20 protein-coding genes are annotated in these 24,718 nt (G+C 72.2%); 13 read left to right on the top strand and 7 right to left on the bottom strand.

The window, feature by feature from the left end; genetic code table 11:
* Positions 1 to 236 precede the first annotated feature (236 nt).
* Genes ACZ69M_RS31795 through ACZ69M_RS31770 form a run of 6 tightly spaced genes read right to left on the bottom strand, consistent with a single transcriptional unit; the run spans position 237 to position 5,852 of the window.
* Complete coding sequence (locus ACZ69M_RS31795) at positions 237 to 1,457, bottom strand: cytochrome P450 family protein (RefSeq protein ID WP_470055229.1); 1,221 nt, start codon at positions 1,455 to 1,457, stop codon at positions 237 to 239.
* Positions 1,454 to 2,677 (bottom strand): cytochrome P450, encoded by a 1,224-nt coding sequence (locus ACZ69M_RS31790; RefSeq protein WP_470055227.1) that lies wholly within the window; start codon positions 2,675 to 2,677, stop codon positions 1,454 to 1,456. The genes ACZ69M_RS31795 and ACZ69M_RS31790 overlap by 4 nt, the downstream gene beginning before the upstream one ends.
* Positions 2,674 to 3,318: a GTP-binding protein gene (locus ACZ69M_RS31785; protein ID WP_470055226.1), complete on the bottom strand. Its 645-nt coding sequence runs from the start codon at positions 3,316 to 3,318 to the stop codon at positions 2,674 to 2,676. Before ACZ69M_RS31785 ends, ACZ69M_RS31790 begins: the two co-directional genes overlap by 4 nt.
* A complete protein-coding gene (locus ACZ69M_RS31780) occupies positions 3,299 to 3,646 on the bottom strand; it encodes a DUF742 domain-containing protein (protein WP_067371922.1) in 348 nt (115 codons plus the stop codon). The genes ACZ69M_RS31785 and ACZ69M_RS31780 overlap by 20 nt, the downstream gene beginning before the upstream one ends.
* Entirely contained in the window at positions 3,643 to 4,050 is a 408-nt protein-coding gene (locus ACZ69M_RS31775) for a roadblock/LC7 domain-containing protein (protein ID WP_054235659.1), read from the bottom strand. The genes ACZ69M_RS31780 and ACZ69M_RS31775 overlap by 4 nt, the downstream gene beginning before the upstream one ends.
* Positions 4,047 to 5,852, bottom strand: a complete 1,806-nt coding sequence (locus ACZ69M_RS31770; protein WP_470055223.1) for an ATP-binding protein — start codon at positions 5,850 to 5,852, stop codon at positions 4,047 to 4,049. The genes ACZ69M_RS31775 and ACZ69M_RS31770 overlap by 4 nt, the downstream gene beginning before the upstream one ends.
* 341 nt (positions 5,853 to 6,193) lie before the next feature.
* Here ACZ69M_RS31770 and ACZ69M_RS31765 point away from each other — a divergent pair, with 341 nt between their 5' ends.
* From ACZ69M_RS31765 to ACZ69M_RS31705, 13 genes are all read left to right on the top strand, one after another.
* Positions 6,194 to 9,220, top strand: a complete 3,027-nt coding sequence (locus tag ACZ69M_RS31765; protein ID WP_470055221.1) for an FAD-binding and (Fe-S)-binding domain-containing protein — start codon at positions 6,194 to 6,196, stop codon at positions 9,218 to 9,220.
* A gap of 242 nt (positions 9,221 to 9,462) precedes the next feature.
* A complete protein-coding gene (locus ACZ69M_RS31760) occupies positions 9,463 to 9,594 on the top strand; it encodes a hypothetical protein (protein WP_256258009.1) in 132 nt (43 codons plus the stop codon).
* Between the two features lie 89 nt (positions 9,595 to 9,683).
* On the top strand, positions 9,684 to 11,900 hold the full coding sequence (locus tag ACZ69M_RS31755; protein WP_470055219.1) for an ABC transporter ATP-binding protein: 2,217 nt from the start codon (positions 9,684 to 9,686) through the stop codon (positions 11,898 to 11,900).
* A gap of 89 nt (positions 11,901 to 11,989) precedes the next feature.
* Positions 11,990 to 12,949, top strand: a complete 960-nt coding sequence (locus tag ACZ69M_RS31750) for an EamA family transporter (protein ID WP_470055217.1) — start codon at positions 11,990 to 11,992, stop codon at positions 12,947 to 12,949.
* Positions 12,950 to 13,085: 136 nt separating this feature from the next.
* On the top strand, positions 13,086 to 13,559 hold the full coding sequence (locus tag ACZ69M_RS31745; RefSeq protein ID WP_470055215.1) for a DUF6924 domain-containing protein: 474 nt from the start codon (positions 13,086 to 13,088) through the stop codon (positions 13,557 to 13,559).
* 192 nt (positions 13,560 to 13,751) lie between these two features.
* Positions 13,752 to 14,546, top strand: a complete 795-nt coding sequence (locus ACZ69M_RS31740; RefSeq protein WP_470055213.1) for a TIGR03084 family metal-binding protein — start codon at positions 13,752 to 13,754, stop codon at positions 14,544 to 14,546.
* Positions 14,543 to 16,240, top strand: coding sequence for an acyclic terpene utilization AtuA family protein (locus tag ACZ69M_RS31735; protein WP_470055211.1), 1,698 nt, complete (start codon positions 14,543 to 14,545; stop codon positions 16,238 to 16,240). Before ACZ69M_RS31740 ends, ACZ69M_RS31735 begins: the two co-directional genes overlap by 4 nt.
* On the top strand, positions 16,237 to 17,835 hold the full coding sequence (locus ACZ69M_RS31730) for an acyl-CoA carboxylase subunit beta (protein ID WP_470055210.1): 1,599 nt from the start codon (positions 16,237 to 16,239) through the stop codon (positions 17,833 to 17,835). The genes ACZ69M_RS31735 and ACZ69M_RS31730 overlap by 4 nt, the downstream gene beginning before the upstream one ends.
* Positions 17,836 to 17,842: 7 nt before the next feature.
* Entirely contained in the window at positions 17,843 to 19,708 is a 1,866-nt protein-coding gene (locus ACZ69M_RS31725; RefSeq protein ID WP_470055208.1) for an acetyl/propionyl/methylcrotonyl-CoA carboxylase subunit alpha, read from the top strand.
* A 90-nt stretch (positions 19,709 to 19,798) separates the two neighbouring features.
* On the top strand, positions 19,799 to 20,932 hold the full coding sequence (locus ACZ69M_RS31720; RefSeq protein WP_470055206.1) for an acyl-CoA dehydrogenase family protein: 1,134 nt from the start codon (positions 19,799 to 19,801) through the stop codon (positions 20,930 to 20,932).
* Between the two features lie 33 nt (positions 20,933 to 20,965).
* Positions 20,966 to 22,564, top strand: coding sequence for a 4-coumarate--CoA ligase family protein (locus ACZ69M_RS31715; RefSeq protein ID WP_470055204.1), 1,599 nt, complete (start codon positions 20,966 to 20,968; stop codon positions 22,562 to 22,564).
* Positions 22,561 to 23,313 (top strand): enoyl-CoA hydratase family protein, encoded by a 753-nt coding sequence (locus ACZ69M_RS31710; RefSeq protein ID WP_470055202.1) that lies wholly within the window; start codon positions 22,561 to 22,563, stop codon positions 23,311 to 23,313. The genes ACZ69M_RS31715 and ACZ69M_RS31710 overlap by 4 nt, the downstream gene beginning before the upstream one ends.
* 98 nt (positions 23,314 to 23,411) lie before the next feature.
* A complete protein-coding gene (locus ACZ69M_RS31705) occupies positions 23,412 to 24,014 on the top strand; it encodes a TetR/AcrR family transcriptional regulator (protein ID WP_054235666.1) in 603 nt (200 codons plus the stop codon).
* A gap of 34 nt (positions 24,015 to 24,048) precedes the next feature.
* Here the strand turns inward: ACZ69M_RS31705 and pdxH are convergent, their stop codons facing one another.
* Entirely contained in the window at positions 24,049 to 24,687 is a 639-nt protein-coding gene (gene pdxH / locus ACZ69M_RS31700) for a pyridoxamine 5'-phosphate oxidase (RefSeq protein WP_470055560.1), read from the bottom strand.
* Positions 24,688 to 24,718 lie beyond the last annotated feature (31 nt).

Genomic DNA, 24,718 nt, shown 5'->3' with positions numbered 1-24,718 from the left:
AGTGGGGGCTGGTCGCGCAGTTCCCCGCGCCCCTAGAGCGGGGCTTCGCCCCACTGGCCCCCACTCGAACCGTTTGGCTGCGGGCCGATGGGGCACCGGGGCGCAGCCGCGTGCCCCAGGGGCGCGGGGAACTGCGCGACCAGCCCCCATCCACCCGCGGTCGAAGGACGGCTCACGGGGTCCGGGGCTGAGCCCCGGGGACGGGACGGGCAGGGGCGGCAGGGCGCTGGAGTGGGTCAGGGGGTCGGGGCCAGGCGTACGGGGAGTTCGTGCAGGTCGTTCTGGGTTACCACCGGCTTGTTGCGGAGTTCTGAGGAGGGGATCGCGAGGTCCAGGGACGGGAAGCGGGCGTACAGGGCCGGGAGGGCGACGCCCGCCTCCAGGCGGGAGAGGGCGGCGCCGGGGCAGACGTGGGGGCCGTGGCCGAAGGAGATGTGACGGTTCTGGGTGGTGCGGGTGATGTCGAAGTCGCCCGCGCTCGGACCGTGGGCGTTCTCGTCGCGGCCGATCGCACCGTAGGAGACGATCAGGGCGTCGCCCGCGGGGATCACCTTGTCCCCGACGGGTACGTCCTCCGTCGCGAAGCGGATCAGGACGTGCGAGGTCGGAGTCGAGTAGCGGAGGGTCTCCTCGACGACCGCCGACCAGTCCGCCTCGCCGGAGAGGACGAGGGCGCGCTGCTCGGGGTGGGCGGAGAGGTTGACCACCGCGTTGACGATCAGGGAGATCGTCGTCTCGTGGCCCGCCGCGACCATCAGCTGGAGGGTGGAGACGATCTCCTCGTCGGTGAGGTGGTCGCCGTCCTCGGAGGCCAGGATCAGAGCGGAGGTCAGGTCGTCGCCGGGCTCGGCGCGTTTCGCGGCGACCGTCGCCGCCATGATCCCGGCCAGCTCCGTCAGCGTGGCGATGACCTCCGCGGGCGGTGTCTGCGTCGAGAAGAACTTCTCGAAGAGCTCCTTGAGGCGGGGGAGCCGGGACTCCTCGATGCCCATGAGGTCGGCGACGACGTACATGGGGAGGGGGTAGGCGAAGTCGGCCTTCAGGTCGACGATCCCGCCCGGGCCCGGCACGAGGGCGTCCAGCAGACCCTCCGTCATTTTGGTGATGCGCTCCCGCATCTGCTCCACCCGGCGCGGGGTGAGCGCCTGCGCGACCAGCGTGCGCATCCGGCGGTGGTCCGCGCCGTCCACCGTGAGCATGGAGCGGCCGGGGTTGGCGAGCCCGATCAGCGGCCAGTCGGGGGCTATCTCGCCGCGCTGCCAGGCACCCCAGACGTTGATGTCCTTGACCAGCCGGGGGTCGGTGAGCAGGGCGCGTGCCTCGGCGTGGCGGGTGACGGCCCAGACCGGGACGCCGCCGGGCAGTTCGACGGCGGCGAGCGGGCCCGCCTCCCTGAGCCGGGCGCTCTCGCCGTCCAGGTCGGACACGAACGGGTCCAGGACGATACGACTGGTCATGCGGGGGTGCCTCCCAGGGCCGGGGTCGGGGTGAAGCGCACAGGCAGTTCGGTCAGGCCCCGCAGCCACGGTGAGGGGCGCCGGGCCAGGGAGTCGGCCGGGACCGCCAGGTCGATGTCCGGCAGACGGTCCAGTACGACCTCGATCCCCGTCCGCGCGATGACCTCCGCGACCTCCTGCGCCGGGAACGGGCAGCGGTGCTCCCCGTGGCCGAAGGAGAAGTGGGCGTTGTTGCCGCCGGTGAGGGCGGAGCCGTCGGTGCGGACCTGGGGGTCGGAGTTGGCGCCCTGGAGGCCGAGGAGGAGGAGATCGCCCGCGCGGACGCGGTGACCGCCGAGCTGGGCGTCGCGGGAGGCCCAGCGGCCGGCCACGTTCTGGGTGGGGGTGTCCTCCCAGAGGACCTCGTTCATGGCCTCGGCGACGCTGTTGCGGCCGCCGAAGAGCGAGGCGGCGAAGCGTTCGTCGGTCAGCATCAGGCGCAGCGAGTTGCCGATCCAGTCCGCGGTCGGCTGGTGGCCGGCGGCCATCATGACCATCAGGTCCTGGATGATCTCCTCGTCCGTGAAGCCGGCCGTGTTCGCGAGCATGCGGGACACGACGTCGTTCGCGGGCGCGACCTTCCGGTCGGCGATCAGCCGGGCCATGGAGCCGGCCAGGTGCTGCTGTCCGGCCAGCGCGTTCTCACGGCCGTTGACCATGTCGTTGAGGGCGGTGACGAGGCCGGGGCCCTGTTCCTCGGCGAAGCCGTAGAGCATGGCGAGGACACGGACGGGCAGCAGGGCGGCATAGTCCCCGATGAGGTCCGTCTCGCCCTTGGCGCACGCCGCGTCGATGAGTTCGTCGGCGAACCTCTCGGCCTGGGCGCGCAGTTCGAAGGGGTCGACGGCTTCGAGGGCGTCGCTGATCATCGCGGCGCGCTCGCGGTGGCGTTCGCCGACGGTGTAGAGGATCGAGGGCTGTCTGCGGCCGATCATCGGCAGCAGTGGCCAGTCGTCCGGGACGCGGTCCCACTGGTTCCACAGCTCGGAGTCGCGGCTGAACAGCACGGGGTCGCCGGTGACCTGGTGCAGTTCGCGGTAGCCGAGCACCAGCCACGCCGGGATGTCGCCGTCCAGGACGACGGGCGTCACGGCACCGTGGTCGCGCCGCATCTCCCGGTACAGCTCGGCGGGTTCGGTCTGGAACCGGGGCCCGCTGAGGGGCACGGGGGCGGGGGTCACAGGGCCAACTCCGGTGATGTGAGGGCGCTTTCGGCGGCGTAAAAGGTCTTGAGGTGCTCCACCAGCGTGATCAGCACCCGTTTGCTGGACTCCCGCGAACGCGCGTCGCAGTCGAGCAGCGGGACCCGCGGATCGAGGTCGAGGGCCTCGCGGATCTGGGCGGGGGTGTGCGCGGAGCCGCCGAAGTCGTTGCAGGCCACGATGAACGGCGTCCCGTGGTGCTCCAGCCGGTCGATCGCGTACCAGGAGTCGTCGATACGGCGGGTGTCGACGAGGACGACGGCCCCGAGCGTCCCGGAGAACAGCCGGTCCCACAGGAACCAGAAACGCTCCTGGCCGGGCGCGCCGAACAGGTACAGCACATTGCGGGCGTCCAGCGTGATGCGCCCGAAGTCGAAGGCGACCGTGGTCGCGGACTTGCCGCGCACCTCGCTGATGTCGTCGACCGCCGCGCCGGCCTGCGTCATCGTCTCCTCGGTGTTGAGGGGACGTATCTCGCTCACGGAGCGGACCAGGGTGGTCTTGCCGACGCCGAAGCCGCCCACGACGACGATCTTCAGACCGTTGTCGGCCTGTGCCCCCAGAGGCGTACGGGTGTCGGCCCCCTGGGACGTTCGGGCATCAGAGGTTACGGAGTCCAACGAGCACCTGCTCCAGGATGTCGGGATCGGGAAGAGCGGCCTTCTGGGGGTGGCGGGCGCTGACGCGGCCCGCGGCGAGCAGGTCGGAGAGCAGGATGCGGGTGATGGACACCGGCAGCTTCAGCACGGCGGCGATCTCCACGACCGCCGTCGGCCGCTCGCACAACCGCAGGATCGCCGCGTGCTCCGACTGCATGCCCACCGCCGGATCGCACTCGGCGACCACGAGTGTCACCAGGTCGAACGGGGTGTCGGGCGCGGACCGGCTGCGCCCTCCGGTGAGGGTGTAGAGCCGGTCGGGCGCGTCGTCCCTGCCCGGACGGCTCATGACGTCCGGGGCTGCGCGCTCAGGTGTTCGCCGAGTTGTTCCACGAGCTCGCTCATGTTGTGCCCGACCAGACCGGCGTCCGCGTCCTCGGCGGTGACCACGGCGAGGTGGGCGCCGTCGCCCGCCTCCACGATGAACAGGACCCCGCCGTAGAACTCGGTCATCGCCGAGCGCACGCCCCCGGTACCGTCGCCGAACTCCACGGACGCCCCGTGGGACAGCGACTGGATGCCGGCGGCGATCGCGGCGAGCTGGTCGGCGCGGTCGACGGTGAGCTCCGGCGTGCGGCACAGCTTCAGGCCGTCCCGGGAGAGCACGAGCGCGTGCCGGGCGCCCGGGGTGCGCTCGAGGAGGCCCTCGATGAGCCAGGAGAGCTTCTCGTCGGCGGTGGTGGTGCCGGTCATGAAGTGGTGTCGCCTTCCGGATGCGAGGAGGTGTGCGAGGGGGCGTGCGAGGGATGCGCGGGGGCGGGCTCCCGTACGGCTTCTTCGTCGCGTACGGCGTTCCCGGATTCGTCCTGTGCGGATTCGACCCGTACGGGTTCCTCCGGCGTGAATTCGTCCCGTACGGCGTCTTCGGTGGTGTACGCGGTGGCGCGTACGGCGTCGTCCTCGGGCACCGTTCCCTGGACCGCCGCCTGGTCCGGCGCGGTGCCCCGGACGGCCTGGCGGAAGCTGCTGAAGCGGGCGGCGGTGGCCTTGGAGTCGGTCGTACGGGGCTCGGGGCCGGCCTGGTTCGTGAGGTGGGCGCGGCTGCGCTCGGCGTGTGCGAGGGTCCGGCCGCGGCGGCGCTTGGGGAGGCCGCCGGTCGTGGGCGTGCCGTTCGGCGGGGTGTCGGTGGCGTGCCGGGGCGACTCGTGGGTGGGGACCGGGTCCGGGTCGAGGTCCTCGGGGGCGCGGGCGGCGGCGTACGACGCCTGGGGACGCGGCTCGGCGAGCGGGCGGTCCTCGGCGGGCGGGGTCGCCGCGGCGGGCTTGACCTGGGGTTGCGTCGCCGCCGGGGTGGCCGGGGCCGCCGCGGAGGGCAGGCTCAGGATGTCCTGGGGGATGAGCACCAGGACGCCCGTGCCACCGCGCGCTGAGGGCCGGAAGGACACCTTCAGGCCGTGCTTGCGCGCGAGCCGGCCGACCACCGCGAGGCCGAGCCGGGTGCCGGTGAGGCCACCGAGGCCGGCGGCGTTCTCGGCGTCCGCGGAGACGGCGCGTTCGGCGCGGCGCAGCTGGACGTCGCCCATGACGAGGCCGCTGTCCTCGACGGAGACGATGACACCGGCCGGGACCTCCTCGACGTAGACGTGGACCTCGGCGGTCGGCGGGGAGAAGTTCGCGGCGTTGTCGAGGAGTTCGGCGAGCGCGTGCATCACGCCCTCGGCGGCGTGCCCGGCGACGGCGGCGTCGCTCGCGGAGTGGACACGCACCCGCTGGTAGCCGCCGATGCGGCCCATGGCGCCGCGCAGGATCGACTCCATGACGATGGGGCGCGCCCAGCGGCGGCCTGAGCGGGCGCCCGCGAGGACGGCGACGGAGTCGGCGAGGCGGCCCGCCTGCGCGGTGCGGTGGTCGAGGTGGAGGAGGTCGGCGAGGACCTCCTCGTCGGAGTGCTTCTCCTCCATGGCGCGCAGGTCGGCGAGCATGCCGGTGGACAGTGCCTGCATCCGCCCGGCCGCGTTGGCGGTGGCCGAGATCGCGGCGGCCCGGTCACTGCCGGCCCGCCGCGTGCGCTCGGTCAGCCGAGAGTTCTCCTCGGCGATCTCGGCGAACCGCCGCCGCTCCTCGGCGATCTCGGCGGTGAGGCGCTGCCGCTCCTCCTCGAACCCCTGCGTGAGCAGGGCGCGTTCGCGGGCGTCGGCGTCGGCCAGGCGCGCGCGGTCGCGGGCGGACTCCTCCGCGAGCCGGGACCGTTCCTGGTTGAACTCCTCCGCCATGCGGGCCCGTTCCTGAAGGAGCCGTCCGGTGTCCTGGGCCACGGCGTCGAGGCGGCGGCGCGCGAGCTTCGCGGTCTGCAGGGCGCGCGCGGCGACCGCGACGGCGACGCACAGCAGCACGGCGGCGGCGCCCGTGCCCCAGGCGAGCGGGACGCGTGCCGAGTCGGGCGCCAGGGAGAGGGCGACGACGATCGCGACCGCCGCCGCGACGGCGGTGAGCAGGGGCGCGGGGGCGCTCGCGCGGAGGGTGGGTCGTTCGCCGGAGGGGATGGGCGCGGTCATGAATCGTGTCCTCGGTCGTGTCCTGGGCGAGGTTCCTGGGGGCGAGGTTCCTGGGGGGAGGTTCCTGGGCGAGAGCCGACACCGATTGCTCAATTTGCCGTCACTATATGAGAGTTCGTGATCGTATTGGGAAGGTTCCGGATCCGAGCTCCTAATCCGCTGGTGATCGGTCCGGGATCGGTCCGGGATCGGTCCGAGGGCGCTCTGTGGTCGCGACGGCGATCGGTCCGTGATTGACCAGGGATCGGTCAGGGGTCGGCCGGCGATCAGTCAGTGATCGGTCGGTGATCGATGCGTCACGGTTACGGACCGTTGTCGGTGCGCGGGGTCATCCTGGAGACATGACGGATCTTGGCGCCAAGGACGGCACGAGCGGCGCGGCGGACCCGCCCGACGTGGACGGGCTGCGGGCCGCCCTCGCGGCGGAGATGCGCGGCGAGGTCGCCTTCGACGTGACCGCGCGGGCGCTGACCACCATGGACGCGTCCAACTACCGCCGGGTCCCGCTCGGCGTGGTCCGCCCGCGCGACGCCGACGACGTGGCGGCCGCCCTGTCCGTGTGCCGGGCCCACGGGGTCCCCGTCGTGCCGCGCGGCGGCGGCACGTCGATCGCGGGACAGGCGACCGGCACCGGTGTCGTCCTCGACCTCACCCGCCACATGAACCGGATCACCGCGCTCGACCCCGAGGCGCGCACGGCCGTCGTGCAGCCCGGTGTCGTCCTCGACCGCCTCCAGGAGGCCGCGGCCCCGCACGGCCTGCGCTTCGGACCCGACCCCTCCACGCACAGCCGCTGCACCCTCGGCGGCATGATCGGGAACAACTCGTGCGGCTCCCACTCCGTGGCCTGGGGCACGACGGCGGACAGCGTGCGCGAACTGTCGGTGCTCAAGGGGAACGGCTCCGTCGTCCGGCTGGGACAGAACTGGCAGGGCGCCCCGGACGGCCTCCGGGCGCTGGTCGAGGGCGAGCTGGCCCGCCTGCGCACAGGCTTCCCGGAGCTGCCCCGCCGCATCTCCGGCTACGCGCTCGACGCGCTGCTCCCGGAGAAGGGCGCCGACGTCGCCCGCTCCTTCTGCGGCTCCGAGGGCACGCTCGGGGTGCTCACGGAGGCGGTCGTACGCCTGGTCGAGGCACCGCGCGCGCGGGCGCTGGCCGTGCTGGCGTACGCGGACGAGAGCGCGGCGGCCGAGGCGGCGGCCGGGCTGCTGCCGTTCGCGCCGCTCACCGTGGAGGGGATGGCCGCGGACCTCGTACCGCCGGACGCGGGGCTGCCGCGCGGCGGCGCATGGCTGTTCGTGGAGACGGGCGGCGCGGACCCGGCGGAGGCACGCGCGCGGGCGGACGCGATCGTCCGGGCCGCCGACGTCCTCGACGCCCTCGTGATCACCGACCCGGCCGGACAGCGTGCCCTGTGGCGGCTGCGCGAGGACGCGAGCGGCACGGCGACCCGGATGCCGGACGGGAGCGAGGCATGGCCGGGCTGGGAGGACTGCGCGGTGCCGCCGGCCCGGCTCGGCGCGTATCTGCGCGACTTCCGGCACCTGCTGAGCGCCCACGACCTGCGCGGCACCCCGTACGGGCACTTCGGTGACGGCTGCATCCACGTCCGCATCGACTTCGACCTGCTGACCGGTGCGGGCATCGGCCGCTTCCGCCGCTTCTCCGAGGAACTGGCCGAACTGGTGGTCTCCCACGGAGGCTCCCTCTCGGGCGAGCACGGGGACGGGCAGGCACGGGCCGAACTGCTGCCCAGGATGTACGGCACGGAGCTGGTCGGCCTCTTCGAGCGTGCCAAGGACCTCTGGGACCCCGACGATCTGCTCAACCCCGGGATGCTGGTGCGCCCGCACCGGCTGGACGAGAACCTGCGGTTCGCGGTGCTGCCGCGCGAGCCGGTGGACGTGGCGTTCGGATATCCGGCGGACGGCGGGGACTTCTCGGCGGCGGTGCGCAGATGCGTGGGGGTCGCCAAGTGCCGTACGACGGCCGCCGACGCGGGCGTCATGTGCCCGTCGTTCCGGGCGACGGGCGAGGAGGAGCACTCCACGCGGGGGCGGGCCCGGCTGCTGCACGAGATGCTCGCGGGCGAGGTGGTCACCGACGGCTGGCGCTCGACCGAGGTCCGGGACGCGCTCGACCTGTGCCTGTCCTGCAAGGGCTGCCGGTCCGACTGCCCGGTGGGCGTCGACATGGCCACGTACAAGGCGGAGTTCCTGCACCACCACTACGAAGGCAGGAGGCGCCCCGCCGCGCACTACACGATGGGCCGGCTGCCGGTATGGCTGCGCCTGGCCGACCGCACGGGAACGGCGCCGCTGCTCAACTCCCTCGCCTCCGTACGCCCCTTCGCGGCGCTCGCCAAACGGCTCGGCGGGATCGCGCCCGAGCGGGAGATCCCGCGCCTGGCACCGGAGACGTTCAGCCGGTGGTGGGAGCGGCGGTTCAAGGAGCGGGTGCGGCGGATGATGCGGGAGGGGGCGTACGGCCCCGAGGCGGACCTCGACGGACCCCCGAGGGAGGTGGCGATCCTCTGGCCGGACACCTTCACCGAGCACCTGTCGCCCTCCGTGGGGCAGGCGGCCGTACGGGTGTTGGAGGCGGCTGGGGTGGACGTGATGCTCCCGCCGACGGTGGTGATGCGCAAGCGGACGCCGCGGGCCGGGGAGGGCGTGTCCCTCTCGCACCACCCCTGGTCGGTGGGCGCGCGGGGTCATGTCTGCTGTGGGCTGACCTACGTCTCCACGGGCCAACTCGACCGCGCCCGCGCGGTGATGCGCCGCACGCTCGACCTGATGGGCGTGTTCCTGGACCCGGACGTCCACCCGCGGCCACCCGCCGTCGTCGTCCTCGAACCGAGCTGCGCCGCCGCCCTGCGCACGGACCTCCCCGAGCTCCTGCACGACGACCCGCGCGCGGCGCGCCTCGCCTCGGCGGTGCTGACGTTCGCCGAGGCCCTGGAGCGCCTCGCCCCGGGCTGGGCACCCCCGCTCCTCGACCGTCCGGTGACCGGCCAGACCCACTGCCACCAGCACGCCGTCCTCGGCGACGGCGCCGACCGCCGGCTGCGCGAGGCGGCGGGCCTCACCGGCTCCCTCGCGGGCGGCTGCTGTGGACTCGCGGGCAACTTCGGCTTCGAGAAGGGCCATTACGAGGTGTCGAAGAGCTGCGCGGAGGAACAGCTGCTCCCGGCCGTGCGGGCCGCCACGCCCGACACCCTGCTTCTCGCGGACGGTTTCTCCTGCCGCACCCAGCTGGAACAGCTCGCGGGGCGCAAGGGGCGGCATCTGGCGGAGGCGCTGGCCGAGGCCCTGGACCAAGGGCTGGATCAAGGAGCGGACCCGGAGGCCGACCAGGGGTCGGACTGACGGCGTGGATATCCAATACCCAGGGTTTTTAGGGAACTCTCAGGTTTCATAAGGGGATTCACAGTCGTCATGTGCTGCATTTTGCTGTGCCTTGGGACGCGGGGCGTGTAGGTTCCTTCATGTCGGGCGGCAGGGAAAACCGAGGTGACGACCAGGAATTCCCGCCCGTATCCATAGAGAATTCTCGCACCATCGCACTATTGCGCTCGCTATTGCGTAGCCAGAAACCTCAAGGAGTTGGCATGAGCTTCAAGAAGCTTGCCCCCCTGCCCCCCAAGCCCAAGTCGAAGCAGCTCCCGCCCCCGCCGGCGCCGAAGCCGCGCAAGAAGGCGCACAAGCCGCTCCCCAAGCCGTTCCCCAACGACGAACGCTGATCGAGCGGTAGCAGAGAGGCCGACGGTGCGCCGTCGGCCTCTCTCTTTTGAATTCCACGGCGCGGCCTGCAATTCACATGAGGAGGGCCATGACCCGGCAAAGGCAGAATCAGGGGTACGAGAAACACGAGGAATACGCGGAAACCGGCGTCGGCGCGGTCGCGGACGATCGGTACGAGGATCACGAGTACGAGGACGACGATGAACTCGACCACGACACTCCGACCATCCCCGCCCGTACCGCCTTCCGGCGCTTCTGGCCGCTGACCAAGGGACTGCGGAGCTGGCTGCTGGCCATCTGGCTGTGCACGGTTCTGGCTGCCCTCGCCGAGACCGCCGCCATCCTCCTCTTCAGCGATCTGACTGACCACGCCCTGCAACAGGGCTCCCTGGCCGCGTTCTGGGCCCCGGCCGCCGAATGGCTGGCCGTCGCCGTGCTCGGCGCCGCCGTCGCCTACGCGGGCAACTCCCTCGCCACCTGGGTCACCGAGCGCTTCGTGATGCGGCTGCGCGAGCATGTCTTCGACCACGTACAGCAGTTGCCGCCGCACTTCTTCCAACGCCACCGCCAGGGCGACCTGTTGTCCCGGCTGACCAGCGACGTCGAGTCGATCGAGACGATGGTCGTGTCCGGGCTCGTGGGCGCGGCGTCGGCGGCGTTCAGCGCGCTGTTCTACGCGGCCGCCGCCTTCTGGCTGCGCTGGGACCTGGCCGCGGCGACCTTCGTGCTCGCACCCCTGTTCTGGCTGGCCGCCCGCCGCTTCTCCGGTTCCATCAAGTCCGTCTCGCGCGACGGCCGGGTCGCCGACGGCGCGATCACCTCCGTCGTCGAGGAGTCCCTCGGCAACATCGTCCTCACCCAGGCGTACGACCGCCGCGACGCCGAGCGGCGGCGGCTGAACCAGGAGGCGAACGCCTGGTTCAGGGCCTCCGTGCGCTCCGGGCGCCTCAACGAGCTGTACGAGCAGCTCGTCCAGGTCATCGAGACGATCTGCGTGCTCGCGGTCATCGGCCTCGGCGTGTGGGAGATCTCCGGCGGCCGGATGACCCTCGGCCAGCTGCTCGCCTTCGCCGCGTTCCTCGGCTACCTCTACCCGCCCGTGCGCGGCCTGGCCCAGCTCGGTCTGACCGTCGCCGCCGCCACCGCCGGCGCCGAACGGCTGATCGAGATTCTCGATGTGCGGCCCGCGGTCGCCGATCCGACGCGCTCGGCGGAGAGCCGGCTCGGCCGCCCCGACGGCGCCGTGGAGGTCCGCGACGCCACCTTCCGCTACCCCGGTGCGGAGACCGACGCCCTGCGCGGCCTGTCCTTCACGGTCAGCCCCGGCGAGCTCGTGATCGTCACCGGCCCGAGCGGCGCGGGCAAGTCCACCGTGTCCAAGCTCCTCCTGCGCTTCTACGACCCGGACGCCGGCTCCGTGCTCCTCGACGGCGTCCCGGTGGGCGACTTCCCACTGGCCCGGCTGCGCGAGTACGTCACGCTGCTGCCGCAGGAGACCCTCGTCCTGCACGACACCGTCCGCGCCAACATCGGCTGCGGGCGCCCCGGCGCGAGCGACGAGGCGCTGGTGGAGGCCGCGCGCGCCGCCGACGCGCACGACTTCATCATGAAGCTGCCGGACGGATACGACACCAAGATCGACCCCAACTCGGCCCGACTCTCCGGCGGCCAGCTCCAGCGGCTCGCCATCGCCCGCGCCATCCTGCGCGACGCCCCCGTTCTCGTCCTCGACGAGCCGACCACCGGCCTGGACGCGATGGCCGCGCGCCGCGTGATCAAGCCGCTGCGGCGTCTGATGCAGGGCCGTACGACGATCATGATCACCCACGACCTCAACCTCGCGCCCGACGCCGACCGCATCCTTGTCGTCGACCGCGGCCGTGTGGTCGAAACCGGCCGCCACGACGAACTCCTGGCCCGCGGCGGCGCGTACGCCCGTCTGCACGGATCGCAGAACAACGCGCTGATGGACACCGGAGAGCTGCGGCTGCCGCTGTTCACGGAGGCGGAGGTTCCGGTGGGCGGCGCGGTGCCGGTGGGGATGCCGACGGGGACGCCGACGGGGGTGTCTGTGGGGGTGCCGGTGGGGGTGCCGGTGGATTACGCGGGGGGCTTCGCGGCGGAAGCGTCTCCGCAGTACGCGTACTACGGGACCGCCGGGCAGTACGGGGCCGAGGGAGCCTGGTACCCCGGCGCGTTTCCCGACCCCCTCCCCGATCCCGATCCACTGCGGGACCCCCTTGACGGCTATCTGCCGGACGGTCGGCCCCTCTTCCGCGACGAGACACCCTGGACAGGCGCATAAGGGGTTCACGTTCCTGACTTAGTCCACTACTGTGGACTGAGAAGTGCACCTTGATGCACGACTCCTGAGTCGAGCCCCTGGAAGGCCCCGTGAACAGCCCCAGCGCCGCCCCGTCCTCCCCGGCCTCGGTCGCCCCGGCGATGGCGCCCTCGCCCGGCCCGGGCGAGGGCGTCCCGAGCCGCTGGGGTGCCCTCGGCCCCGTGGGACTGGTCCTGGCCGGAGGCATCTCGGTGCAGTTCGGCGGCGCGCTGGCGGTCACCCTCATGCCGCGCACCGGCGCGCTCGGGGTCGTCACCCTGCGCCTGCTGGTGGCCGCGATCGTGCTGATGGCCGTCTGCCGGCCCAAGGTGCGCGGGCACTCGCGGGCGGACTGGGGCACGGTCGTGATCTTCGGTCTCACCATGGCCGCGATGAACGGCCTCTTCTACCAGTCGGTCGCCCGTATCCCGCTGGGGCCCGCCGTCACCCTCGAGGTCCTCGGCCCGCTCGTCCTCTCGGTCCTCACCTCCCGCCGCGCCCTGAACCTCCTCTGGGCGGGCCTGGCCCTCGGCGGCGTCTTCCTGCTCGGCGGCGGAGGCTTCAGCTCCCTCGACCCGGCCGGCGTCGCCTTCGCCGTGTCCGCGGGCGCGATGTGGGCGGCGTACATCGTCTTCAGCGCACGTACGGGCCGACGCTTCCCGCAGGCCGACGGGCTCGCGCTCGCCATGGTGGTCGCGGCGGTGGCGTTCCTGCCGCTGGGGATCGCCGAGGCCGGGACCCGGCTGGTCAACCCGACGACCGTGGCCCTGGGCGGTGCGGTCGCCATCATGTCCTCCGTGCTGCCGTACACCCTCGAACTGCTCGCGCTGCGCCGCCTGCCCGCCGCCACCTTCGCCATCCTGATGAGCCTGGAGCCGGCCGTCGCCGCGACCGCCGGCTTCCTCGTCCTGGACCAGGCCCTCTCCGCCACCGAGGCCCTCGCGATCGCCCTGGTCATCGCCGCGAGCATGGGGGCGGTACGGACACAGGTGGGGCGAGGCAGGGCGAAGAACGTCGGTGACTCGCGCTGAGCCGGGCCGCGGCCACGCACAGCGGCGACGCCTGTCCCCCTCCGCCGACTCGTACGCGCGGGGTTGTCGGTGCCCTCGTCCACTGTGCGTGCCGCGTGTGCAGGCGGTGATCCGAGCGGGGGAGCAGGGCTGCGTCATGAGTGAGCGCACCGGGCGATGGGCGGCAGGCCGCGACGAGTTCGCGGCGCTGCTCATCAGGACGGACTTCAGCGACGACGGGGCATGGGCGGCGCTGAAGCTCGCGCTGTCCCTGCCCTGGGGACCCGGGGACTTCGAGCCGTACGTCCATGTCGTGGACGACCCCTCCTGGGCGGGGCTCACGACGGCCGACGTACTCGCGGCGGTCTCCGCCGACGAAGAACTGGCCGTCGTCTTCCTTGCCGACGGCGCCGCCCTGCGCGCCGGTCATGGAGCCCTGCCGGCGGTGTCCACCCTGACCAGGGAAGAGTGCGAGAGCGACGAGGAGTTCGAGGCCGAAGGCGGCGAGTTCCGCACCGCCCCGGCCGGGATCCACGAGATTCACGCCAACCTGATGATCGCCAATCTCGACCTCTCCGATTTCGCCGAGGCGGCCGAGGCGGCACCGGACGGCGTCTTCCGCTCCCTGTAGTCCGCGCGGAACATCTCCCCGTGGCCCGCGCGGCACATCAATTAATGCAAGCATGCTTGCTTGTTTCTGTGCCCGCTGCCATGCTCCAGAGCGCACCGCGAAAGACTCCGCACGCCCGCCGCGCATCGCCGCACATCGCGGCGCGTCGCCGCGCGCCGCCGCACACCGTCGTGCCCCGAGGGGAGCTCCATCGTGTCCGACCCGTCGTCAGTGATCGACGATCTGTATCGGGAGAGCGAAGAACTCGACATGTTGGTAGGGGACTTGGCGGAGAGCCGCTGGGCACTCGCCACCCCTGCCGCCGGCTGGACCGTCGCTCACCAGATCGCCCACCTGGCCTGGACGGACCGTTCCGCCCTGCTCGCCGTGACGGACGCCGAGGCCTTCGCCAAGGAGGTCGAGAAGGCGATGGCCTCGCCCGGCGGATTCGTGGACGAGGGCGCGGAGGAGGGGGCCGGGCTGCCGCCCGCCACGTTGCTCGGCGACTGGCGGGCGGGGCGAAGGGCGCTGGAAGAGGCCCTCCGCGCGGCCCCCACAGGCACCCGCTTCCCCTGGTACGGCCCGCCCATGTCGGTCGCCTCCATGGCCACCGGCCGCCTGATGGAGACCTGGGCCCACGGCCAGGACGTGGCGGACGCGCTGGGCGTGGCGCGCACTCCCACCGACCGCCTCCGCCACGTCGCCCGCATCGGCGTACGGGCCCGGGACTTCGCCTTCCACGTACGGGGGCTCACTCCGCCCGCCACCGAGTTCCGCGTCGAACTGGTCGGCCCCGAGGGCGAGTTGTGGACGTACGGGCCTGAAGACGCACCCCAGCGCGTCACCGGCCCCGCCCTCGACTTCTGTCTCCTGGTCACCCAACGGGCCCACCGCGGCGACCTCGCCGTACGGGCGGACGGCCCCGACGCCGACCGCTGGCTGGACATCGCACAGGCCTTCGCGGGTCCACCCGGACAGGGCCGCGCGTCCAAGGGAGACGCCAGGTGACCGTCGCGCCCCTGCGGATAGGCAACGCCTCCGGCTTCTACGGCGACCGCTTCGACGCGATGCGCGAGATGCTCACCGGCGGCCCCCTGGACGTCCTCACCGGCGACTACCTCGCCGAACTCACCATGCTCATCCTCGGCCGCGACCGCCTCAAGAACCCCTCCGGCGGCTACGCCCGCACCTTCCTCGGCCAGCTGGAGGAGTGCCTCGGCCTCGCGCACGAGCGGGGCGTGCGGATCGTGGCGAACGCGGGCGGCCTGAACCCCGCCGGACTCGCCGTCGCCGTACGGCAGTTGGCCGACCGCCTCGGCATACCGGTGCGCGTCGCCCACGTCGAGGGCGACGACCTGACCGCCGGCCACCCCAGGAGCCTCGCCGCGCACGCCTACCTCGGCGGTGCCGGGATCGCCGCCTGTCTGCGCGAGGGCGCGGACATCGTGGTGACCGGGCGGGTCACGGACGCGGCGCTGGTCACCGGGCCCGCCGTCGCCCACTTCGGCTGGTCGCCGGACGCGTACGACCGTCTCGCCGGCGCCGTCGTCGCCGGTCACGTCCTGGAATGCGGCACCCAGGCCACCGGCGGCAACTACGCCTTCTTCACCGACCACGATCCGGCGCGCCTGCGCCACCCGGGATTCCCGCTCGCGGAACTCCATGAGGACGGCACCAGCGTCATCACCAAGCACGACGGCACCGGCGGCCTCGTGGACATCGGCACCGTCACCGCGCAACTCCTCTACGAGACCTCCGGCGCCCGGTACGCGGGCCCCGACGTCACCGCCCGCCTCGACTCGGTCCGCCTCACCCAGGAGGCCCCCGACCGCGTCCGCATCTCCGGTGTACGAGGCGAGGCCCCGCCCCCCACCCTCAAGGTCGGCCTCAACCGCCTCGGCGGCTACCGCAACGAAGTCGTCTTCGTCCTCACCGGCCTCGACATCGAGGCGAAGGCCGCCCTCGTCCGGGACCAGATGGAGACGGCCCTCGACGCGGCCAAGTCGCGCCCCACGGAGGTCCGCTGGGACCTCGCCCGCACCGACCACCCCGACGCCCCCATGCAGGAGACCGCGAGCGCCCTCCTGCGCCTCGTCGTTCGCGACCCCGGCCAGGACGCGGTCGGCCGCACCCTCAGCGGCGCCGCCATCGAACTGGCCCTGGCCAGCTACCCCGGCTTCCACGTGATCGCGCCCCCCGGAAAGGGCTCCCCGTACGGGGTCTTCGAGGACGTTTACGTCCCCCAGGACGCCGTGGAGCACGTGGCGGTCCTGCCTGACGGGCGACGGGTGCCGGTCGCCCCGGCCACCGACACCCTCGTACTCGAACCGGCGCCCGAGCCCGCTCTGCCCGAACCGCTCCCTCCGGGGCCGACGCGACGCGCTCCTCTGGGCGTGGTCGCGGGGGCGCGCAGTGGGGACAAGGGGGGGAACGCGAATGTCGGGGTGTGGGTGCGGTCGGATGACGCGTGGCGCTGGTTGGTTCATCAGCTGACAGCTGACAGATTTCAGAATCTGATAACTGAAAGCTGTCATCTGAAAGTTGTCCGTCACACTCTGCCGAACCTCCGCGCCCTCAACTTCGTCGTCGAAGGAATCCTCGGCGAAGGCGTCGCCTCCCAGCACCGCTTCGACCCCCAGGCCAAGGCCCTGGGCGAATGGCTCCGCTCCCGCCACCTCGACATCCCGGAGGCCCTCCTGTGACGGTTCTGGCGTCCGCCCTGGACACCGCCGCCCCCGACTACACCGCCCACCGCGAGACCATGCTCGCCAAGCTCGCCGAACTGGACGCCGAGCACGCCAAGGCGCTCGCGGGCGGCGGCGAGAAGTACGTGGCCCGGCACCAAAAGCGCGGCAAGCTGCTCGCCCGTGAACGCATCGAGCTGCTGCTCGACCCCGACACACCGTTCCTGGAGCTGTCGCCGCTCGCGGCCTGGGGGAGCGAGTACGCGGTCGGCGCGTCGCTGGTGACCGGGATCGGGGTCGTCGAGGGCGTGGAGTGCCTGATCACCGCGAACGACCCGACCGTGCGGGGCGGCGCCAGTAATCCCTGGAGCCTGAAGAAGGCCCTGCGGGCCAACGACATCGCCCTCGCCAACCGGCTGCCCTGCATCAGCCTGGTGGAGTCGGGCGGCGCCGATCTGCCGTCGCAGAAGGAGATCTTCATCCCCGGGGGAGCGATTTTCCGCGACCTCACCAGGTTGTCGGCGGCGGGGATCCCGACCGTCGCCGTAGTCTTCGGGAACTCCACCGCCGGAGGCGCGTACATCCCTGGCATGTCCGACCACGTGATCATGGTCAAGGAGCGGGCGAAGGTCTTCCTGGGCGGGCCGCCGCTGGTGAAGATGGCGACCGGCGAGGAGAGCGACGACGAGTCCCTGGGCGGCGCCGAGATGCACGCGCGTGTGTCGGGTCTCGCGGACTACTTCGCCGTCGACGAACAGGACGCCCTCCGCCAGGCCAGGCGCGTCGTCGCCCGGCTCAACCACCGCAAGGCGTTCGGCGATCCCGGTCCGGCCGAGCCCCCCAAGTACGACGAGGACGAGCTCCTGGGGATCGTCCCCGGCGACCTGCGACACCCCTTCGACCCGCGCGAGGTCATCGCCCGCGTGGTCGACGGCTCCGACTTCGACGAGTTCAAGCCCCTCTACGGGACGAGCCTCACGACCGGCTGGGCAACCCTCCACGGCTATCCCGTCGGCATCCTGGCCAACGCCCAGGGAGTGCTGTTCAGCGCCGAGTCCCAGAAGGCCGCCCAGTTCATCCAGCTCGCCAACCAGCGCGACATCCCCCTCCTCTTCCTGCACAACACCACCGGCTACATGGTCGGCAAGGAGTACGAGCAGGGCGGGATCATCAAGCACGGCGCGATGATGATCAACGCCGTCTCCAATTCGAAGGTCCCCCACCTGTCCGTCCTCATGGGGGCCTCCTACGGAGCCGGTCACTACGGCATGTGCGGGCGCGCCTACGACCCGCGCTTCCTGTTCGCCTGGCCCAGCGCCAAGTCCGCCGTCATGGGCCCCCAGCAGCTCGCGGGCGTCCTCTCGATCGTCGCCCGGCAGTCGGCCGCGGCCAAGGGCCAGCCCTACGACGACGACGCCGACGCGGCCCTGCGCGCCATGGTGGAGCAGCAGATCGAGTCGGAGTCGCTGCCGATGTTCCTGTCCGGGCGGCTGTACGACGACGGGGTCATCGACCCCCGCGACACCCGCACCGTCCTCGGCCTGTGCCTGTCCGCGATCCACACGGCCCCCTACGAGGGTGCGCGCGGTGGCTTCGGCGTCTTCCGGATGTGAGGTCCCAGTGATTACTTCTGTCCTCGTGGCCAATCGGGGCGAGATCGCCTGCCGGGTCTTCCGCACCTGCGGTGAGTTGGGGATCCGGACCGTCGCCGTGTACTCGGACGCCGACGAGAACGCCCTCCACACGCGTGTGGCCGACGAGGCGGTACGGCTGCCGGGGGCGGCGCCCTCGGACACGTATCTGCGCGGCGACCTGATCGTGAAAGCCGCCCTGAGCGCCGGCGCGGACGCCGTGCACCCCGGGTACGGCTTCCTCTCCGAGAACGCCGGCTTCGCGCGGGCCGTCCTCGACGCGGGCCTCGTCTGGATCGGGCCGCCGCCCGAGGCCATCGAGGCGATGGCCTCCAAGACGCGCGCCAAGAAACTGATGGGGCTCGAACCGCTGGAGACGGTCACCGCCGCCGATCTCCCGGTGCTGGTCAAGGCGGCCGCGGGCGGCGGCGGACGCGGTATGCGCGTCGTACGCGAACTCGACGCCCTCGACGCCGAGCTGACCGCCGCCCGCGCCGAGGCCCTCAGCGCCTTCGGCGACGGCGAGGTCTTCGTCGAGCCCTACGTAGAGGGCGGTCGGCATGTGGAAGTGCAGATCCTCGCCGACGCGCACGGCACGGTCTGGGCGCTCGGCACCCGCGACTGCTCCCTCCAGCGCCGCCATCAGAAGGTCGTCGAGGAGGCCCCGGCCCCCGGTCTCGGAGACCTGACGGAAACCCTCTACGACCTGTCCGTGCGGGCCGCCCGTGCCGTCGACTACGTGGGCGCGGGAACGGTCGAGTTCCTGGTCGCCGACGGCAAGCCCCACTTCCTGGAGATGAACACCCGCCTCCAGGTCGAACACCCGGTGACGGAGGCGGTCTTCGACGTCGATCTCGTCGCGCTCCAGATCCAGGTGGCGGAGGGCGGGGCGCTCGCGAACGACCCGCCACGCGCGCGTGGGCACGCGATCGAGGCCCGTCTGTACGCCGAGGACCCGGCGCGGTCCTGGGCCCCGCAGACCGGTACCCTGCACCGCCTCGCCGCCCCGGAGAGCGTCCGCCTGGACACCGGATACACCGACGGCGACCCGATCGGCGTCCACTACGACCCGATGCTGGCGAAGGTGATCGCGTACGCGCCCACACGCGTGGAGGCCCTGCGCAAGCTGTCGGGGGCCCTGGAACGTGCCGACATCCACGGCCCGGCGACCAACAGGGATCTACTCGTGCGCTCCTTGCGGCACCCGGAGTTCGCCGGGGCCCGCATGGACACCGGGTTCTACGAGCGCCACCTCGCCGCCCTCACGCCGCCGTCCCCGGACCCGTACGCGCCCCTGGCGGCGGCCCTGGCGGACGCGCGGGGCCACTCCCGCTCCCGGTTCGGCGGCTGGCGCAACCTCCCCTCGCAGCCCCAGACCAAGCGTTACGACCTGGCCGGCACCGAGCACGAGGTGCGCTACCAGCACACCCGCGCGGGCCTCACGGCCGACGGGGTGCGCGTGGTGCACGCCGACGCCCGCCTCGTCGTACTCGAAGTGGACGGCGTACGCAGGAAGTTCGAGGTGACGCGGTACGGCGACCAGGTGTTCGTGAACGCCACCGCCCTCACCGCCCTGCCCCGCTTCCCCGACCCCACCGCCCAGCAGGCCCCCGGCTCCCTCCTGGCCCCCATGCCCGGAACCGTCGTCCGCGTCGCCGAGGGACTGGCCGCGGGAGCCGCCGTACGGGCCGGAGAGCCCCTCCTGTGGCTGGAGGCGATGAAGATGGAACACAAGATCTCCGCGCCGACAGCAGGCACGCTCACGGCCCTCCACGCCACCCCCGGCCAACAGGTGGAGGTCGGGACCTTGTTGGCAGTAGTGGAGACAACACCGGTGAGTACAGCGCCCCATTAGGGGCGCGGGACCGTCACATCATGCGGCTCCGCCGCGTGGGCGCGACCAGCCACATACGACCCGCAGTGTTGAGAGGACCTCAGGAGCCCCATGAGCCCCGTCATCGAATCCCAAGAGCACAAAGCCCTGCGTTCCGCCGTGGCCGCCCTCGGCAAACGCCACGGCCGCGACTACGACATCAACACCCTCTGGTCCGAGGCCGCCAAGCTCGGCTACCTCGGCGTCAACCTGCCGGAGGCATACGGTGGCGGGGGCGGCGGCATAGCCGAACTCTCCATCGTCCTGGAGGAACTCGGCGCCGCGGGCTGCCCCCTCCTGATGATGGTCGTGTCGCCGGCGATCTGCGGCACGGTGATCGCCCGCTTCGGCACCGAGGCCCAGAAACAGGAGTGGCTCCCGGGCCTGGCCGACGGCACCCGCACCATGGCCTTCGGCATCACCGAACCCGACGCGGGTTCCAACTCGCACCGCATCACCACCACCGCGCGCCGGGACGGCGCCGACTGGCTCCTGAGCGGCCGCAAGGTGTTCATCTCCGGCGTCGACATCGCGGACGCCACCCTCATCGTGGGGCGCACGGAGGACGCGCGGACGGGTCGCCTCAAGCCCTGCCTGTTCATCGTCCCGCGCGACGCCGACGGCTTCGGGCGGCGGCGGATCGACATGGAACTCCACAGCGCGGAGAAGCAGTTCGAGCTGACCCTCGACGACGTGCGGCTGCCCGCCGACGCGCTCGTCGGCGACGAGGACGCGGGCCTGCTCCAGCTCTTCGCCGGGCTCAACCCCGAGCGGGTGATGACGGCCGCGTTCGCGATCGGCATGGGCCGATACGCGCTCTCCAGGGCCGTCGAGTACGCCCGCGAGCGCACCGTCTGGAAGCAGCCCATCGGCGCCCACCAGGCCGTCGCCCACCCCCTCGCGCAGGCTCACATCGACCTCGAACTCGCCCGCCTGATGATGCAGAAGGCGGCGTACCTGTACGACTCCGGGGACGACGTCGCCGCAGGTGAGGCCGCCAACATGGCCAAGTACGCGGCGGGCGAGGCCTGTGTGAGGGCCGTCGACCAGTCCGTGCACACCCTCGGCGGCAACGGCCTCACCCGCGAATTCGGCCTCGCCTCGTTGATAACGGCCTCGCGCGTGGCTCGTATTGCTCCGGTGAGCCGGGAGATGATTCTCAACTACGTCTCCCACCAGACCCTGGGCCTGCCCAAGTCGTACTAGCCCGCCGCTCCACGAGCCGCTCCAGGAGGAACCGTGTTCCGCAGCGAGTACGCCGAAGTCCCGGCCGTAGAGGAACCCATTCACGAGGCGGTCCTCGGCCGCGCCGCCGAGCGCGGCGACACGCCCGCGCTGATCGACGGAGTCGACGGCACCACGCTCACCTACGGGCAACTGGACCGGTTCCACCGGCGGCTGGCCGCCGCGTTCGCCGACGCGGGCGTCCGCAAGGGCGACGTCCTCGCCCTGCACAGCCCGAACACCATCGCCTTCCCGACGGCGTTCTACGCCGCCACGCGCGCGGGGGCGTCGGTCACGACCGTGCACCCGCTCGCCACGCCCGAGGAGTTCGCCAAGCAGCTGCGGGACAGCGCCGCGAACTGGATCGTGACCGTGTCCCCCATCCTGGAGGCGGCGCGGCAGGCCGCCGAACTCGCCGGCGGGGTGCGGGAGATCTTCGTCTGCGACAGCGCGCCGGGGCATCGCTCACTGATCGACCTGCTCGGTTCGACCGCGCCCGAACCGGAGATCGACATCGACCCGGTGACGGACGTCGCCGCTCTGCCGTACTCCTCCGGGACGACCGGCATACCCAAGGGGGTGATGCTCACCCACCGGTCCATCGCCACCAACCTGGCGCAGCTGGTGCCCTTCTTGCCGATGGGCGAGGGCGAGCGCATCCTCGCGGTGCTGCCCTTCTTCCACATCTACGGGCTGACGGCCCTCATGAACGCACCCCTCAGGCAGGGCGCCACCGTCGTCGTACTGCCCCGCTTCGACCTCGACACCTTCCTCGCGGCCATCGAGGAGCACCGCATCCGCGGCCTCTTCGTGGCGCCGCCGATCGTGCTGGCCCTGGCCAAGCACCCGGCCGTGGCGCGGTACGACCTGTCGTCCCTGAAGTACATCGTCTCCTCCGCAGCGCCCCTGGACGCCAAGCTCGCGCTGGCCTGCGCCGAGCGGCTGGGGCTGCCGCCCATCGGCCAGGGCTACGGGATGACGGAACTGTCTCCCTGCACGCACCTGGTCCCCGTGGACGCCGCCCAGGAGGCGCCCCCGGGAACGGTCGGCAGGCTCGTCCCGGGCACCGAGATGCGCATCGTCTCCCTCGACGACCCCGGCAAGGACCTCGGCGTCGGGGAGGCGGGCGAGATCGTCATCCGCGGTCCCCAGGTCATGAAGGGCTATCTGGGGCAGCCGGACGCCACCGCCGCGATGATCGACCCGGACGGCTGGCTGCACACCGGAGACGTCGGCCATGTGGACACCGGGGGCTGGCTGTTCGTCGTCGACCGCGTCAAGGAGCTCATCAAGTACAAGGGCTTCCAGGTCGCGCCCGCCGAACTGGAGGCACTGCTCCTCACCCACCCCGGTATCGCGGACGCCGCGGTCGTCGGGGTCTACAACGAGGACAACAACGAAGTCCCGCACGCCTTCGTGGTGCGCCAGCCCTCCGCGGCCGGTCCGGCGGCAGACCTCTCCGACGTCCCCACCCTCTCCGAAGGAGAGGTGATGATGTACGTCGCCGAGCGCGTCGCCCCGTACAAGAGGGTCCGCGGCGTCACCTTCATCGACGCCGTCCCACGGGCGGCCTCCGGAAAGATCCTGCGCCGTGAACTGCGGGGCCTGTCATGACCGTTGAACCGGTTGAATCGCTGGTCCGAGTGACGCACGACCGTGCCGTCACCACGCTCACCCTCGACGCGCCCGCCAACCGCAACGCCCTCTCCGCCGCCCTCGTGGGCGAGCTCGCGGACGGGCTCACCCGGTGCGGCAAGGACCGGGACGTCCGCGCGGTCGTCCTCGCCCACACGGGGAACACGTTCTGCGCGGGCGCCGACCTGCGCGACCCCCCGCACCCGGAGGCGCTCGTCGCCCTGCTGCGGCAGATCGTCGAGCTGCACAAGCCCGTGGTGGCCCGGGTGACGGGCCATGTGCGGGCGGGCGGACTGGGGCTCCTCGGAGCCTGCGATCTGGCGATCGCCTCCAAGGAGGCCACGTTCGCCTTCACGGAGGTACGCATCGGCGTCGCGCCCGCCGTGATCTCCCTTCCCCTGCTGCCCCGTACGGACCCCCGCGCCCTGGCCCGCTACTACCTCACGGGCGAACGTTTCGACGCGGCGGAGGCAGTGCGGACGGGACTCCTGACGGCGACCGGCGACGACGTCGACGTCACCCTGGACCCCGTCCTGGACGGCCTGCGCCGCGCCTCCCCCCAAGGCCTGGCCGCGACGAAACGGCTGCTCACGGCTAGGGTGCTGGAGGCCTTCGACCGGGACGCGGACGCCCTGACCGCGCTCTCGGCCGAACTGTTCTCCTCCGCGCAGGCCCGCGAGGGGATGACGGCCTTCCTCGAACGACGGGATCCCGCATGGGTGGTGTGAGCACGACGGAAGCCGCGGAGCGCGCGGAGCCCACGGACGCCACGGATGTGACTACGAATGCCACGGACGTGACCACGGACGCGACACAGTCGGCCGAAATCGCCCCCCGCAGTCCCCGGCTTCCGCACGTTCCCAAGCAGGACCGCAGCCGCGCCACCCGGCAGCGGCTGCTCGCGGCCGCCGTGGCCTGTCTCGCCGAGCACGGCTGGGCGGGCTCCACGGTCTCCGTCGTCGCCGAGCGCGCGGGAGTGTCCCGGGGGGCCGCCCAGCACCACTTCCGCACCCGCGAGGACCTGTTCACCGCCGCGGTGGAGTACGTCGCCGAGGAGCGCTCCACCGCACTGCGCGCCCTGTTCCCGGAGGGTGCCGCCGACCGCCGCGAGGTGGTCGTGGCCCTGGTCGACCTCTACACCGGCCCCCTCTTCCGCGCCGCCCTCCACCTCTGGGTCGCCGCTTCCAACGAGGAGCAGCTCCGCCCCAGGGTCACCGAGCTGGAGGCCCGTGTGGGCCGCGAGACCCACCGGATCGCCGTGGAACTCCTCGCCGCCGACGAATCCCGCCCGGGCGTTCGCGAAACGGTCCAGGGCCTGCTGGACATGTCCCGCGGCCTCGGCCTCGCCAACCTCCTCACGAACGACGGGGGGCGACGGGAACGGGTGGTGGCGCAGTGGGGCGTACTGCTGGACGAGGCGCTGGGCTGAGCCTCGCCGACGTCACGGGCTGAGCCCCGCGGCATCACGGACTGAGGCGCTCCGCCCGCCAGCCGCCGTCCGGCTCCACCACGTACCGCAGCCGGTCGTGGAGGCGGTTCTCGCGGCCCTGCCAGAACTCGACCGTCCGGGGGGCGATGCGGAAGCCGCCCCAGTGCGGGGGCACGGGCACCTGCTCACCCTCCGGGTAGCGGGCGCTCAACTCCTCGTAGGCGGCGTCGAGCTCGTCCCGGGAGGGGATGACCGAGGACTGGGCGCTTGCCCAGGCGCCGAGCTGGGAGCCGTGCGGGCGGGTACGGAAGTACGCGGCGGTCTCGTCGCGTCCGGTGCGTCGCGCCGTTCCGGTGACGATGACCTGGCGGGCCATCGGGTGCCAGGGGAAGAGCAGCGAGACGTACGGGTTCTCGGACAGCTCGCGGGCCTTGCGGGAGTCGTAGTTGGTGTAGAAGACGAAGCCCTGCTCGTCGTACTGCTTGAGCAGCACCGTGCGTGAGCTGGGCCGGCCCTCCGCGTCCGCAGTGGAGACGATCATCGCGTTCGGCTCGTACACCATGCCCTGCACGGAGGCCTGCGCGGCCTGCTTGAACCAGCGGCCGAACTGGTCCATGGGATGCGCGGCGAGATCGGCCTCGACGAGCCCCTCGGCGCGGTAGTGGGCGCGCATCGCGGCGGGGTCGGCGGCGAGTTCTTCGGCG

This window comes from Streptomyces sp. NPDC107454, assembly GCF_055582885.1.
Note: the sequence above shows the minus strand (reverse complement) of the source record. Positions and strands in the feature narration are given on the sequence as shown.